At 62.2% G+C, this 13574-nt stretch carries 14 protein-coding genes; 10 read left to right on the forward strand and 4 right to left on the reverse strand.

What is annotated here, in order from left to right:
• A complete protein-coding gene (locus ACFQ6Y_RS05580; RefSeq protein WP_378630010.1) occupies nt 1-891 on the reverse strand; it encodes a RecB family exonuclease in 891 nt (296 codons plus the stop codon).
• A gap of 138 nt (nt 892-1029) precedes the next feature.
• On the opposite strand from ACFQ6Y_RS05580, the gene ACFQ6Y_RS05585 reads away from it, so the two are divergent.
• Complete coding sequence (locus tag ACFQ6Y_RS05585) at nt 1030-1953, forward strand: tRNA (adenine-N1)-methyltransferase (protein ID WP_378446127.1); 924 nt, start codon at nt 1030-1032, stop codon at nt 1951-1953.
• Nucleotides 1954-2017: 64 nt separating this feature from the next.
• On the opposite strand, the gene ACFQ6Y_RS05590 is transcribed toward ACFQ6Y_RS05585, so the two are convergent.
• Nucleotides 2018-2542: a hypothetical protein gene (locus ACFQ6Y_RS05590; protein WP_003944789.1), complete on the reverse strand. Its 525-nt coding sequence runs from the start codon at nt 2540-2542 to the stop codon at nt 2018-2020.
• 195 nt (nt 2543-2737) lie between these two features.
• On the opposite strand from ACFQ6Y_RS05590, the gene arc reads away from it, so the two are divergent.
• From arc to ACFQ6Y_RS05610, 4 genes are all read left to right on the forward strand, one after another.
• Nucleotides 2738-4513 (forward strand): proteasome ATPase, encoded by a 1776-nt coding sequence (arc, locus tag ACFQ6Y_RS05595; RefSeq protein ID WP_003944870.1) that lies wholly within the window; start codon nt 2738-2740, stop codon nt 4511-4513.
• 145 nt (nt 4514-4658) lie between these two features.
• Nucleotides 4659-5285, forward strand: coding sequence for a nucleotidyltransferase domain-containing protein (locus ACFQ6Y_RS05600; protein WP_378630012.1), 627 nt, complete (start codon nt 4659-4661; stop codon nt 5283-5285).
• 44 nt (nt 5286-5329) lie between these two features.
• Nucleotides 5330-5683 (forward strand): hypothetical protein, encoded by a 354-nt coding sequence (locus ACFQ6Y_RS05605; protein ID WP_378630014.1) that lies wholly within the window; start codon nt 5330-5332, stop codon nt 5681-5683.
• Nucleotides 5684-5788: 105 nt separating this feature from the next.
• A complete protein-coding gene (locus tag ACFQ6Y_RS05610; RefSeq protein WP_378630016.1) occupies nt 5789-6466 on the forward strand; it encodes a TIGR00266 family protein in 678 nt (225 codons plus the stop codon).
• An 18-nt stretch (nt 6467-6484) separates the two neighbouring features.
• Here the strand turns inward: ACFQ6Y_RS05610 and ACFQ6Y_RS05615 are convergent, their stop codons facing one another.
• Entirely contained in the window at nt 6485-7042 is a 558-nt protein-coding gene (locus ACFQ6Y_RS05615; RefSeq protein ID WP_378630018.1) for an NUDIX domain-containing protein, read from the reverse strand.
• Nucleotides 7043-7100: 58 nt separating this feature from the next.
• Here ACFQ6Y_RS05615 and dop point away from each other — a divergent pair, with 58 nt between their 5' ends.
• From dop to prcA, 4 genes are all read left to right on the forward strand, one after another.
• Nucleotides 7101-8600 (forward strand): depupylase/deamidase Dop, encoded by a 1500-nt coding sequence (gene dop / locus ACFQ6Y_RS05620; RefSeq protein ID WP_283304750.1) that lies wholly within the window; start codon nt 7101-7103, stop codon nt 8598-8600.
• Nucleotides 8601-8748: 148 nt separating this feature from the next.
• Nucleotides 8749-8943: a ubiquitin-like protein Pup gene (locus ACFQ6Y_RS05625; RefSeq protein ID WP_003944925.1), complete on the forward strand. Its 195-nt coding sequence runs from the start codon at nt 8749-8751 to the stop codon at nt 8941-8943.
• Nucleotides 8940-9818: a proteasome subunit beta gene (gene prcB / locus ACFQ6Y_RS05630; RefSeq protein ID WP_378544057.1), complete on the forward strand. Its 879-nt coding sequence runs from the start codon at nt 8940-8942 to the stop codon at nt 9816-9818. The genes ACFQ6Y_RS05625 and prcB overlap by 4 nt, the downstream gene beginning before the upstream one ends.
• Nucleotides 9815-10582 (forward strand): proteasome subunit alpha, encoded by a 768-nt coding sequence (prcA, locus tag ACFQ6Y_RS05635; RefSeq protein ID WP_378630020.1) that lies wholly within the window; start codon nt 9815-9817, stop codon nt 10580-10582. The genes prcB and prcA overlap by 4 nt, the downstream gene beginning before the upstream one ends.
• An 18-nt stretch (nt 10583-10600) precedes the next feature.
• Here the strand turns inward: prcA and ACFQ6Y_RS05640 are convergent, their stop codons facing one another.
• Entirely contained in the window at nt 10601-12019 is a 1419-nt protein-coding gene (locus tag ACFQ6Y_RS05640; RefSeq protein ID WP_378630025.1) for a phosphatase PAP2 family protein, read from the reverse strand.
• A 144-nt stretch (nt 12020-12163) separates the two neighbouring features.
• Between ACFQ6Y_RS05640 and pafA the strand changes: the two genes are divergently transcribed.
• Nucleotides 12164-13522, forward strand: coding sequence for a Pup--protein ligase (pafA, locus tag ACFQ6Y_RS05645; RefSeq protein ID WP_230815667.1), 1359 nt, complete (start codon nt 12164-12166; stop codon nt 13520-13522).
• The last annotated feature ends 52 nt before the right edge of the window (nt 13523-13574 follow it).

Raw genomic sequence — 13574 nt, forward strand, 5'->3', positions numbered from 1 at the left:
TTATGAATTCTCCTTTGCGGCAACAGGTTCGGTGCTCAGCAGGTCCGGCCAACCTGGATACGGCGGAGGTGTTCCGCCGAACGAGGGGCACAGTGACTTGTGATCGCACCAGTCGCACAGTTTGCCAGGCTTGGGTCTGAAGTCTCCGGTCGCACCTGCTGCGAGGATCGCTTTCCAGATGGCGGAGAGGGTTCGCTCGAATCGAATGAGCTCGTCGTGATCCGGGGCGTACGTGAGAATCGAGCCGGAGGCCAGATAGATCAGGCGCAGTTGTGCGGGAACGATTCCGCGAGTGCGCAGCAGTACGAGCGCGTAGAACTTCATCTGGAAGAGCGCCTTGGACTCGGTGAACTCACGAGGAGCCTTCCCGGTCTTGTAGTCGACCACCCGCACCTCACCCGTCGGTGCAACGTCTATCCGGTCGACGAAGCCACGGAGTCGAACGCCGTTCTCCAATTCTGTCTCGACGTAGACCTCGCACGCCTCGGCATCGAATCGAGTGGGATCTTCGAGCGTGTAGTAGGTCGCGACGAGCTTGCCGACTTCACCGAGAAACGAGTCCAGCTCGTCGTCCGGAACAAGATCGGCGGCCTCGGGAGACTCGGCACTGACACGTTCCCACGCGGGCCGGACGAGTTCGGCTGCGCGATCGGGAACCCGGTGACCGGTCGGGAGTGCAAACAGCGCTTCCAGTGCCGCGTGTAAGACGGTACCTCTGACCTGTGCTCTGGTTGGTGTTTCCGGGATTCTGTCGACCGCTCGAAACCGATAGAGCAGGGGGCATTGTTTGTAGTCACCCGCCCGAGACGGAGAGAGCGCCGGCCGACTACGCGGGCGCTCGTGTGATGTGGCACCCGTTGGAGTGGGGGTTGGCAATTCGACAGAGCTCACACCTGGCAGGCTATGCGGTTGGTCCGACAACTCCGTCGGAGCCGGTGGCGAGGACACCGGAAACAAGCGAACAGGGATCATCTGCGCATGGCGAACGAGCTGCAACCAGAAGAAGGCACGACCGAAGTGGATGAGGTTGTGCAGTCCGCTGTCGCCGAGATTCCCGAACCAGAGCTTCCAGACGCTGATCTCACCGCGCCGGGTAAGCGGCCGTCGGGACCGTTCCGCGTCGGCGATCGCGTCCAGCTGACCGACGGCAAGGGACGCCACTACACGATCGTCCTCGAGGCGAACCGTGAGTACCACACCCACAAGGGCGGAATCGTTCACAACGACCTGATCGGTGCCGACGAGGGCAGCGTCGTCAAGTCGGTCAACGGCACGCCTTACCTCGCACTGCGCCCCCTGCTGGTGGACTACGTGCTGTCCATGCCGCGCGGTGCCCAGGTCATCTACCCGAAGGACGCGGCTCAGATCGTCCACGAGGGCGACGTGTTCCCCGGAGCTCGCGTGCTCGAAGCAGGAGCCGGCTCCGGCGCACTGACATGTTCGTTGCTGCGTGCTGTCGGCCCCGAGGGCAAGGTCATCTCCTACGAGGTCCGCGACGACCACGCCGAACACGCGGTCCGCAATGTCGAGACCTTCTTCGGGGAGCGTCCCCCGAACTGGGAACTGACCATCGCCGATCTCGCGGAGTTCGATCCGGAAGCGCACGGCGGCAAGGTCGATCGCGTCGTACTCGACATGCTGGCTCCGTGGGACGTCCTGCCCGCCGTCTCGAAGGCGCTCGTGCCTGGCGGCGTTCTGATCGTCTACGTCGCGACCGTTACTCAGCTCTCGAAGGTCGTCGAGGCGATGCGCGAGCAGGAATGCTGGACCGAGCCCCGCTCGTGGGAATCGATCGTGCGCGGTTGGCACGTCGTCGGTTTGGCGGTGCGCCCCGAACATCGGATGCAAGGCCACACCGCGTTCCTCGTGAGCGCTCGTCGTCTCGCCGAAGGAACTGTCACCCCGAAGCCCCAACGGCGTGCGGGCAAGGGCTCGAACACCGCGGCCAAGTAGTCACACGAAACCAACAAGAGCGGCGATCCGGTATCCGGATCGCCGCTCTTGTTGTAGCTGGAAGTTATGCGGTGCAGGAAGCGCGGCCCATTTCCAGGAGCACGCAAGCCGAGGTGTCGGACAGCTTCCAGGACCCGTCTTCGAGCTCCCAGGTCCACGGGGTGGCCGGTGCGGCGCCGTGCGGGCTGACGACGGCGACGTCTGCAGTTGCGGTCTGACCGTCGACCTTGACGTTGTCCACGTTGAACGTGATCGCGTAGGCCGGGTTACCGCCCAGCGCAGCACTCATCGTCTCGATGTTGGCCTGACGCTTGGTTCCGTCGACCACCAGAGCGGTCTTCTCCTCGATCGGCTTGGCCGGATCGATCAGAGCGACGAGCGAGGCGTTGAGCTCCTCGGCCGTCGGAGCCGCTGCGGCAGCGGCAGCTGACGTCGTGGCGGAAGCCGAGGCCTTGGCCGTGGTGCTCGAGGCGGCGGCGGAAGTCGAGCTGGCAGCCGTCGAATCCTTGTTGTCGTCCGAGCTGCATGCACCCATGGTCAGGACGGCAGCGACGGCACAAGCGCTGATGAGAGTCTTGCGGATGATCACAGCGTTACCTTTCGTTGTAAAGAGAGACAGGCGCTGTCTCCATCTTGTAGGCAAGGCTAACATGACCAAATTCTGGCTCGAGACCAGTCGGCACGGTCCCCGTGCGGGTGTGAATTCGCACTCGCGCACCGTGTCTGGCGACAGTTGGGGCCTTATGCCGGTAGCGTTGATGGATCGCACTGGGAGGAGACGCACATGAGCTCGACAGAGAACCCGGATTCGGTTGCGGCAGCAGAAGAACTCCACGCGCTACGAGTGGAAGCACAGGTACTGCGCCGACAACTCGCACAATCGCCGGAGCAGGTGCGTGAGCTGGAGTCGAAGGTGGACTCGCTGTCCATCCGAAACAGCAAGCTGATGGACACCCTCAAGGAGGCCCGTCAGCAGCTCATCGCACTTCGTGAAGAAGTCGACAGACTCGGTCAGCCGCCGAGCGGTTACGGAGTCCTTCTCTCGGTACACGAGGACAAGACCGTCGATGTGTTCACGTCCGGTCGCAAGATGCGATTGACGTGCTCACCGAACATCGACACGGACACCCTTGCCCTCGGACAGACGGTTCGCCTCAACGAGGCACTCACCATCGTCGAGGCGGGCACCTACGAGCAGGTCGGCGAGATCAGCACGCTCCGTGAGGTACTCGACGACGGACTGCGCGCGCTGGTGGTCGGACATGCCGACGAAGAGCGCATCGTCTGGCTCGCAGCACCGTTGGCGGCCGTCTTCGCCGATCCCGAAGCCGACATCATCGCGTACGACGCCGATTCTCCGACCAGAAAACTGCGTCCCGGTGACTCGTTGCTCGTCGACACCAAGGCCGGGTACGCCTTCGAGCGCATCCCGAAGGCCGAGGTCGAAGATCTGGTTCTCGAAGAAGTTCCGGATGTTCACTACGACGACATCGGCGGTCTCGGTCGTCAGATCGAGCAGATCCGTGACGCCGTCGAGCTTCCGTTCCTGCACAAGGACCTGTTTCACGAGTACTCGCTGCGACCGCCGAAGGGAGTACTGCTCTACGGTCCTCCCGGTTGCGGTAAGACGCTCATCGCCAAGGCCGTAGCGAACTCGTTGGCCAAGAAGATCGCCGAAGCCCGCGGTCAGGACAGCAAGGACGCCAAGTCCTACTTCCTGAACATCAAAGGCCCGGAACTTCTGAACAAGTTCGTCGGCGAAACCGAGCGTCACATTCGGATGATCTTCCAGCGTGCTCGCGAGAAGGCGTCCGAGGGCACTCCGGTGATCGTCTTCTTCGACGAGATGGACTCGATCTTCCGTACCCGTGGTTCGGGAGTCTCCTCCGACGTGGAGACTACGGTCGTTCCGCAGTTGCTCAGCGAGATCGACGGCGTGGAAGGGCTCGAGAACGTCATCGTCATCGGTGCGTCCAACCGTGAGGACATGATCGACCCGGCCATCCTGCGTCCGGGCCGACTGGACGTGAAGATCAAGATCGAGCGTCCCGACGCGGAATCTGCTCAGGACATCTTCTCGAAGTACCTGGTGGACGGTCTGCCGATCAATGCGGACGACCTCGCCGAGTTCGGTGGAGATCGCACTGCATGCTTGAAGGCGATGATCGTTCGCGTCGTCGATCGCATGTACGCGGAGAGCGAAGAGAATCGTTTCCTCGAGGTCACGTACGCCAACGGTGACAAAGAAGTTCTGTTCTTCAAGGACTTCAACTCGGGTGCGATGATCCAGAACATCGTCGACCGCGCCAAGAAGTACGCGATCAAGTCGGTGCTCGACACCGGTGCTCCGGGCTTGCGTGTGCAGCACCTCTTCGATTCCATCGTCGACGAGTTCGCCGAGAACGAGGATCTGCCCAACACCACCAATCCTGATGACTGGGCACGTATTTCGGGCAAGAAGGGCGAGCGGATCGTCTACATCCGCACTCTCGTCACGGGCAAGAACGCCAGTGCAAGCCGCGCGATCGACACGGAGTCGAACACGGGCCAGTACCTGTAGCGAAAACCAACACCGATCGGGCCGGCCACTCCTCGAGAGTTGTCGGCCCGATCTCTTTCCATAATGCGTACTATTCTCCAGTAGTCCGTACTATAGTGGGGGATGCCCAATGGAGTTCGGGTTGAACGGAGGCGAGTGCCGGGTCATGAATTTGAATCGCCCATTCCAGTCCATCACGCCGACCGTCGACGGTGACGTCCTCACTGCGATGTCATCTGCCGAGGAAATCGCTTTCACGCCCGGGCAACTGCACCGTGTTCTCAACCGGCATTCCGAAGAGGGAATTCGAAAGGTATTGCGCCGATTGGACGTGCAGGGGACCGTCCTCTCGTCGAAGGTTGGAAACGCCTACGCATATCGACTCAATCGTGAGCACCTGGCGTACAACCACGTAATCGGCCTTGCCCGTATGTTCACGGTCTTCTTGGAGCGACTGGAATCGACCATGACAGGTTGGGAGACCCCACCCGTCTATTCGGCTCTGTTCGGTTCGGCAGCACGGGGATCGATGACGTCGGACAGTGACATTGACATCTTCCTCGTGCGGCCGAATCTGGTCGACGGCGATCTCTGGGATTCTCAGGTCGCGTCGTTGACGGCCGACGTGACCAGCTGGACCGGCAATGACGCTCGTGATCTCCAGTTCACCGAACAGGAAATCATTCGAGTTGGAGCAGCTGAGCCGGTCCTGATGGACGTCGTCCGGGAGGGGCTCACCATCGTCGGTTCGAGAACGGCGTTTGTGCGGTTGCTGAGGCAAGGGGATGCGTAATGGCTCGAACGAGGTTGTGTAACAAGGTTCTTCGTGACGGGCGCATGAACAAAGCCGAACAGTTCATCCAAGCTGCCGATATTGCCCTCGACGGTGCTGATGACATCGATGATGCAATTGTCACGCTCTGGGTTCATGCCGGCATCGCCGCATCCGACGTCATTTGCTGTGCGGGGCTTGGGGAGTTCTCGCAAAGTGATAACCACAACGAGGCCATAACGCTGCTCGGGTCCGTCGACAAGGTGTCGGCGAAGAATCTCAAGATTCTGCTCGGACTGAAAACTCGCGCGGGATACACCCATCTGGCTATTGGTCGTGATGACACGAAACGAGCGGAGCGTGCTGCGCGAGCCTTGATCGAGGCGGCGCGGCGGGCCAACGCGCACGCGGGCGGTTGACCTGGAGCCTTGTACTTCGCGTGTTGACTGACCAGCGGTGCCTCAGGGTGTGTGAGGTGACATGGCCGATTGGACCGGTCGGTCGCGCTGGTTTAGAGTCCCGCCGTGCAGATACATCTTCGACACAATCCGTCGTCCACAGTCGCTCGCTGCTACCTCGCGCCCGGCGAACCGCTGCGCGTGGAGAGCGGGGCAATGCTCGCGCATTCTGCCGGCGTGGTTCTCGAAGCGAAGGCGCAGGGCGGCGTCCTGCAAGGCCTCAAGCGGTCGATGCTCAGTGGAGAATCGTTTTTCGTCACGACGTATACCGCTCCGCCGCAAGGCGGTTGGGTCGATGTGACGGGTGTTCTTCCCGGTGATCTGATCCCGCTGACCATCACGTCCGATCGTCCGTTCTTCCTCAACCGTGGAACCTGGTTGGCCAACTCCTACGGCGTCACGATCGAGTCCAAATGGGGAGGGATGTCCAACCTCTTCGGCGGTGAGGGCGGATTCGGCCTGCGGGCAAGTGGCGACGGTGAGGTAGTACTGGCCGTGTACGGCGCGATCGACGTCATCGACTTGCAGCCGGGCGAGACGATCACGATCGACACCGGTCACGTGGTCGCCTACGACCTCGGGATGAACTTCAATATGCGGCGCGCCGTTCAGGGACGCACCATTCAATCGATGAAGTCCGGCGAAGGATTTGTCTTCGACTTCACCGGCCCCGGACGCGTTCTCGCACAGACCCGCAACCCCAGCGCGTTTGCGGCGTGGCTCTCGGCGATCACCCCGGGCTGATCACCGTCCCGGTGGTGTTCAGCTCCAGCAATAGTCGGCCAGCAGAGCGCGTGAGTCCGGAACGAACGGCCACGACGGGTCTTGCAGGTGGACGCCGAGTTCTTTCGGCGTCCACCACCAACCTTCGGCGATCTCGCTGGGCTGATGAGCCATCGGACCGTCGTACCTGAGTTCGAACGCAAACAGGTGACAGCGCAACGGAGAATTGTTCCACTCGCCGTCCCAGGATTTTCGAGCGATCTCCGTCAGTTGGAGTGGCTGATCTGCCGTTCCGAAGATTCCGAGTTCTTCACCGACTTCACGAATCGCAGTTTCCTGCGGCGTCTCATCTGGATCGACGACGCCTCCGGCAAGACAGTCGTGATAGCCCCCGAATACTGCCTTCGTGTCGGTTCGGCGATGGACGTAGATACGAGAGCCGTCCATGGTGCGAACAAGGACGCCTGCGCTCGCGTGCCAGAGCCCACCCGAGTAGACGACGGAACGTGTTGCTCGGCCGATCGGATTACCCGTCCGGTCGTACACGGCGACTACCTCGTCCGCGGGATTGAGGTCTGCGGTGAGAGGTTGGTGCATTCCTCCAACTGTGCCACGGCTGTAGGCACCGCGCCGCAATCACATAGGCTCTTGTGTCATGCAGCGGATCATCGGTGTCGAGGTCGAATACGGAATATCTTCACCCAGTGAGCCGTCGGCGAATCCGATTCTCACTTCAACCCAGGCGGTGCTTGCCTACGCCGCCGCAGCGGGCGTGCCACGGGCCAAGCGCACACGCTGGGATTACGAGGTCGAATCTCCGCTCCGTGACGCCCGAGGCTTCGACCTGGGGCGCATGAGCGGCCCTGCACCGGTGATCGACGCGGACGAGATCGGCGCCGCGAACATGATTCTCACCAACGGGGCACGGTTGTACGTCGACCACGCCCATCCGGAATATTCGGCCCCCGAAGTCGCCGACCCGCTCGACGCCGTGATCTGGGACAAAGCCGGCGAACGCGTGATGGAAGCTGCTGCGCGGCACGCATCCAGCGTGCCCGGTGCACCACGGCTGCAGCTGTACAAGAACAACGTCGACGGCAAGGGGGCGTCGTACGGCACGCACGAGAATTACCTGTGCTCGCGCGATACCCCGTTCGCCTCGATCGTGACCGGCTTGACGCCGTTCTTCGCGTCCCGGCAGGTGATCTGTGGTTCAGGTCGTGTGGGTCTCGGTCAGTCCGGCGACGAGGCCGGATTCCAGCTTTCGCAGCGATCGGACTACATCGAGGTCGAAGTAGGCCTCGAGACCACGCTCAAGCGCGGAATCATCAACACCCGCGACGAACCGCATGCGGATGCGGACAAGTACCGCCGGCTGCACGTCATCATCGGCGACGCGAACCTCGCGGAGATGTCGACGTACCTCAAGGTGGGAACAACGGCGCTGGTACTCGACCTGATCGAGGCTGGTGTCGACCTCACCGATCTGCAGCTGGCACGTCCGGTCACCGCCGTCCACCACATCAGCCACGACCCGACTCTGCGCAAGACCGTGGCGCTGGCAGACGGACGTGAACTGACAGGACTTGCGCTGCAACGTATTTACCTCGAACGTGTCTCGAAGTTCCTGGACCGTGAGACCGATCGTGATCCGCGAGCGGACGACATCGTCGCCAAGTGGGCGATGGTTCTCGACCTACTCGAGCGCGATCCCATGGAGTGCGCGAACATCCTGGACTGGCCGGCCAAACTGCGTCTGCTCGAAGGTTTCCGCAATCGTGAGGGACTCGCGTGGTCGGCGCCGCGGTTGCATCTGGTGGATCTGCAGTACTCCGACGTGCGGCTCGACAAGGGGCTGTACAACCGCCTGGTTGCTCGTGGCTCCATGGAGCGGCTTGTCACCGAACAACAGGTTCTCGACGCGGTCATGAACCCTCCCACCGACACTCGCGCATACTTTCGCGGCGAGTGCCTACGTCGATTCGGTGCCGATATCGCGGCCGCGAGCTGGGATTCGGTCATCTTCGATCTCGGGGGCGAGTCGTTGATCCGAATCCCCACCCTCGAGCCGCTTCGCGGCACCAAAGCGCACGTCGGAGCGTTGCTCGACTCCGTCGACAGCGCCGCGGAATTGGTTGATCAGCTCACTCACTGAAATCAGCCGATGCGGCTCGCCGTCGCGTCTCTCCACACCTGACGGTGCCGCTCGGTAGGGTGAAGGTCCGAGCGGGATCAGTTACCGACTCTGCTGGGCCGAACAGGATGCTCGCGAGAGCTCCCTTCACACAAGGAGGTCGACGGCGATGGCTCAAGAACAGACGCAGCGTGCCGGTGGCGGCGAAGACGACGAAACCACTGGTGGCGACGGCAGCGCAGGCCAGGAACGTCGCGAGAAGCTGGCTGCAGAAACCGACGACCTGCTCGACGAGATCGACGACGTGTTGGAAGAGAACGCCGAGGACTTCGTCCGCGCCTATGTCCAGAAGGGCGGCCAGTGACGGTGGATCGCGCGCCCCGGATCACCGACGGGGACACACGGTTGAGCTTCGGCTCGAATCTGTCGTCATTCTCGGAATACCTTCGTGTGCATGCACCGGAGCATCTTCCGCAGAACCGCTTCGCCGACACAGGAGGTGTTGTCATGGGCGGGGGAGACATAGCTCCGCACGGCACCACCATCGTCGCGATCAGCTATGCGGGTGGTGTTCTGCTCGCCGGTGATCGCCGAGCGACGATGGGCAACCTCATCGCCAGCCGTGACGTGCAGAAGGTGTACGTCACCGACGATTACTCGGCTGCGGGTATCGCCGGAACGGCCGGGATCGCAATCGAACTGGTTCGGCTCTTCGCAGTCGAACTCGAACATTACGAGAAGATCGAAGGCGTTCCACTCACGTTCGACGGTAAGGCCAATCGACTTTCGTCGATGGTTCGCGGAAATCTCGGAGCAGCGATGCAGGGACTGGCGGTCGTGCCGCTGCTCGTGGGTTACGACCTGGACGCGGTCGATCCGTCAACGGCCGGCCGGATCGTCTCCTACGACGTCGTCGGTGGGCGATACGAGGAGCGCGCTGGATATCACGCAGTCGGGTCGGGTTCTCTGTTCGCGAAATCGGCGCTCAAGAAGCTGTATTCCCCGGGAATCGACGAGGACACTGCACTTCGATTCGCAGTCGAAGCGCTGTACGACGCAGCAGATGACGATTCGGCTACCGGTGGTCCCGATCTGACACGCGGGATCTATCCGACAGCGGTCACCATCACCTCCGCCGGTGCGGTGGAGTTGTCGACAACGCGGGCTGCCGAGATTGCCAGGGAGATCGTCGCGGCTCGCACTGCGACCGCGAGTCCGGAAGGGGAGTCTGCGCTATGACGATGCCGTACTACGCATCAGCCGAACAGATCATGCGCGATCGTTCGGAATTGGCGCGCAAGGGAATTGCCCGCGGACGCAGCGTCGTCGTTCTCACCTACCGCGACGGAGTTCTCTTTGTCGCGGAGAATCCGTCGCGGGCGCTGCACAAGGTCAGTGAACTGTACGACCGTCTCGGATTTGCTGCAGTGGGCAAGTACAACGAGTTCGAGAATCTGCGCCGCGCGGGCATCGTGCACGCGGACATGCGCGGGTACTCGTACGACCGTCGGGATGTCACGGGGCGTTCCCTCGCCAATGCGTACGCGCAGACGTTGGGAACGATCTTCACCGAGCAGCCCAAGCCGTACGAGGTCGAGATCTGCGTTGCCGAGATCGGCCGCTTCGGAAGCAGTACGCCGGCTCAGCTCTACCGGATCACGTATGACGGTTCCATCGCGGACGAGCAGGAATTTGTCGTCATGGGCGGTACAACCGAACCGATCGTGACGGCGATGCGTGAGTCGTACCAGCGAGACCTCGACCTCGAATCCGCGGTGCGGATCGCGGTAGGGGCGCTTCAAAAGGGTGGCCCGGCACCAGCCGGAACCACCGAGGCGGAACCGCGAACACTCGATGTGAGTGCGCTCGAGGTTGCTGTCCTCGACAGCAACCGTCCACGCCGCGCGTTCAAACGAATCGCTGGAACGGTTTTGGAAGGGATGCTTCCAGCTCCGGCAGCAACTGAGGATGCGCCGCCGGCTAACGGCGACGCACCCTCGTAGTTACTGCAGGTCTGGGAGTTACTGCGTGATTCTGTAGACGGCCACCGCGCCCGGTTCGGTGTCGAAATCGAACCGGCGCGCGTCTGCCACCACTTCGCCGTCGGTGGCGATGGCTACCGGTGAATCGGCCACCCGCACCGACATCGACGACACGAGTTCGCGTACGTAGACCCGCGAGCTGCCCAATGTTCCTGTGGCAGCTGCAAACAGAAGACGTGAGCGCGAGAACTTCTTGTCTGCGCGCAAGTAGCGGACGTCGAGTAGTCCACGGTTCATCTCCGGACGCGACATCGGCACCTGATCAGCGGGGGAGTATCGCCCGTTTCCGACGAACAGCATCCAGATTGTTGTCCGCTTTCCGTCGATGCTGACAGTCATCGGCTCCGCAGCCGCGAGAACACGGATCATTGCGGCGCCCGCGGCCGGCCACTTTCCGAATCGCGGTTCCCACTTCTCCCGCAGCCGCACGGCGTCCGGGTATCCACCCAGGCTCGCGGTGTTGAGAAAGCGCGCAGTCACACCGGAATCCGTGCGCACCACCGCGTGGTCGACAAATGCGGCCTGTCCCGACTCGACTGCCTGTGCGGTCTCCTCGACGTTCACCGCACCAACATCACGGGCGAAGTGGTTCAACGTTCCGCCGGGAAAAACCGCAAGGGGTAGGTCGTGCTTTGTTGCCGCGGTCGCGACCGTGACCACTGTTCCGTCGCCCCCGCATACACCCAACGCTTTCGGCGAGAGTTCGGGGATCTTGGCGTCGATCTGCATGTCGAAGTCGATGTCGGCGTCGAATTCGTAGATGATCGCTGCCGGTAGTGATTCTCGAATCGATTCGACGATCCCGTCGTCCTCGGAGCCCGAACCCGGATTGGTGAAGACCAGCAAGCCTTCTCCCCGAGAGAGCGCGGGAACTACGCACTCGGGTCCGAGTTCGGCGGGCTCTTCGTCGCGCACCGCCCACCAACGTCGTGTGCCGGCAGCGATTGCGCCGCCGACCGCGAGGCCGGCGAATACGTCGGACGGCCAGTGCACTCCGTTGTGAACGCGTGAGTACGCGACCGCTGCGGCCAATGGTGCGATGGCCGCGCCTGCCGCCGGGGATTCCATGGCCACTGCCGCGGTGAATGCCGCCGCTGACGACGAATGACCGGAGGGGAACGAGGACGACGTCGGAATGTCGACTCCTCGCTTCGGGCTCAGCCAGACACGCGCCGGTGGGCGCCGCCGGGGAAACAGGGGCTTGAGGATGCCGTTGGCCAGCGCGCTCGAACCGGCAAGTGCGAGCATCCCTCGTGCCGCGGCCCTCCTGGGCCGGCCACCGATCAGCGCGAGCAAGGCGGCGACGACCATCCACAAAACGCCGTGATCGGCCGCTCTGGAGAGAAACCGCATGGTCGGGTCGAGCACGGAAGGGCGCAGTGCTCCAGTGCTTTCCATGACTTTGACGTCGCTTCGGACAACTTTTCGGCGAATAAGGCTCACACCGTCACACTATGCCGCCGCCCGACGTTGTCGAGTCGTGACTTACGACGCGATCGAAGTACATGGGTGAACCTCGCATTCTGGTTGTACTGTCGAAGTGTGCAGAGACGAATCATGGGTATCGAGACGGAATTCGGCGTTACCTGCACCTTTCACGGGCACAGGCGACTGAGCCCCGACGAGGTTGCTCGTTACCTCTTCCGTCGTGTCGTGTCGTGGGGTCGCAGCTCCAACGTCTTCCTCCGCAACGGAGCCCGCTTGTACCTGGATGTGGGTTCGCATCCGGAGTATGCGACGGCCGAGTGCGACAGTCTCATCCAGTTGGTCAATCACGACCGAGCTGGTGAGCGTGTGCTCGAAGAACTGCTGATCGACGCCGAGGCGAGACTCGCCGAGGAGGGGATCGGTGGCGACATCTACCTCTTCAAGAACAACACCGACTCGGCCGGAAACTCGTACGGATGCCACGAGAACTTCCTCGTCGCGCGCGCCGGGGAGTTCTCCCGGATTTCGGATGTCTTGTTGCCGTTCCTCGTCACGCGCCAGTTGATCTGCGGCGCCGGCAAGGTGCTGCAGACACCGAAGGCTGCGACGTTCTGCCTCTCGCAGCGTGCGGAACACATCTGGGAAGGCGTCTCGTCGGCGACCACTCGCTCGCGTCCGATCATCAACACTCGCGACGAACCGCACGCGGACGCCGAGAAGTACCGCCGTCTCCACGTGATCGTCGGCGATTCCAACATGGCCGAAACGACGACGATGCTCAAGGTCGGTTCTGCAGCACTCGTGCTCGAAATGATCGAAGCCGGAGTTTCGTTCCGCGATTTCGCCCTGGACAACCCGATTCGTGCCATCCGCGAGGTCAGCCACGACGTGACCGGCAAGAAGCCTGTCCGGCTGGCCGGTGGACGTCAGGCCAGTGCTCTCGATATTCAGCGCGAGTACCACTCCAAGGCAGTCGAGCATCTGCGTAACCGCGAACCGGACCCGCAGGTCGAGCAGGTTGTCGATCTCTGGGGTCGTACCCTCGACGCCGTCGAAGCTCAGGATTTCGCGAAGGTCGACACGGAGATCGACTGGGTCATCAAGCGCAAGCTGTTCCAGCGCTACCAGGACCGTCACGGCTTCGATCTGTCCGATCCCAAGATCGCGCAGCTCGACTTGGCCTACCACGACATCAAACGTGGCCGCGGCGTCTTCGACGTGCTGCAACGCAAAGGCTTGGTCAAGCGGGTCACCGAGGACGAGACGATCGACGAGGCCGTCGAGAATCCGCCGCAGACCACCCGCGCCAAGCTGCGAGGGGACTTCATCACTGCAGCCCAGGCCGCCGGCCGGGACTTCACGGTCGACTGGGTTCACCTCAAGCTCAACGATCAGGCGCAAAGAACTGTGCTCTGCAAGGACCCTTTCCGTTCTGTCGACGAGCGTGTCGAGCGTTTGATCGCTTCGATGTAGGTCCCTCATTTTCGAGATGTACAAGACGGCAGGTCTGTTTTGCGGCGACGCG

Source organism: Rhodococcus sp. NPDC056516, from assembly GCF_042794655.1.
GTDB lineage: Bacteria > Actinomycetota > Actinomycetes > Mycobacteriales > Mycobacteriaceae > Rhodococcus_F.

Bases quoted from the DNA above. Each gene is read 5' to 3' on its own strand.
- arc (WP_003944870.1), top strand. From the start codon at position 2,738: ATGAGCTCGACAGAGAACCCGGATTCGGTTGCGGCAGCAGAAGAACTC.
- ACFQ6Y_RS05600 (WP_378630012.1), top strand. From the start codon at position 4,659: ATGAATTTGAATCGCCCATTCCAGTCCATCACGCCGACCGTCGACGGT.
- ACFQ6Y_RS05605 (WP_378630014.1), top strand. From the start codon at position 5,330: ATGAACAAAGCCGAACAGTTCATCCAAGCTGCCGATATTGCCCTCGAC.
- ACFQ6Y_RS05615 (WP_378630018.1), bottom strand. From the start codon at position 7,042: ATGCACCAACCTCTCACCGCAGACCTCAATCCCGCGGACGAGGTAGTC.
- dop (WP_283304750.1), top strand. From the start codon at position 7,101: ATGCAGCGGATCATCGGTGTCGAGGTCGAATACGGAATATCTTCACCC.
- ACFQ6Y_RS05625 (WP_003944925.1), top strand. From the start codon at position 8,749: ATGGCTCAAGAACAGACGCAGCGTGCCGGTGGCGGCGAAGACGACGAA.
- prcA (WP_378630020.1), top strand. From the start codon at position 9,815: ATGACGATGCCGTACTACGCATCAGCCGAACAGATCATGCGCGATCGT.
- ACFQ6Y_RS05640 (WP_378630025.1), bottom strand. From the start codon at position 12,019: ATGGAAAGCACTGGAGCACTGCGCCCTTCCGTGCTCGACCCGACCATG.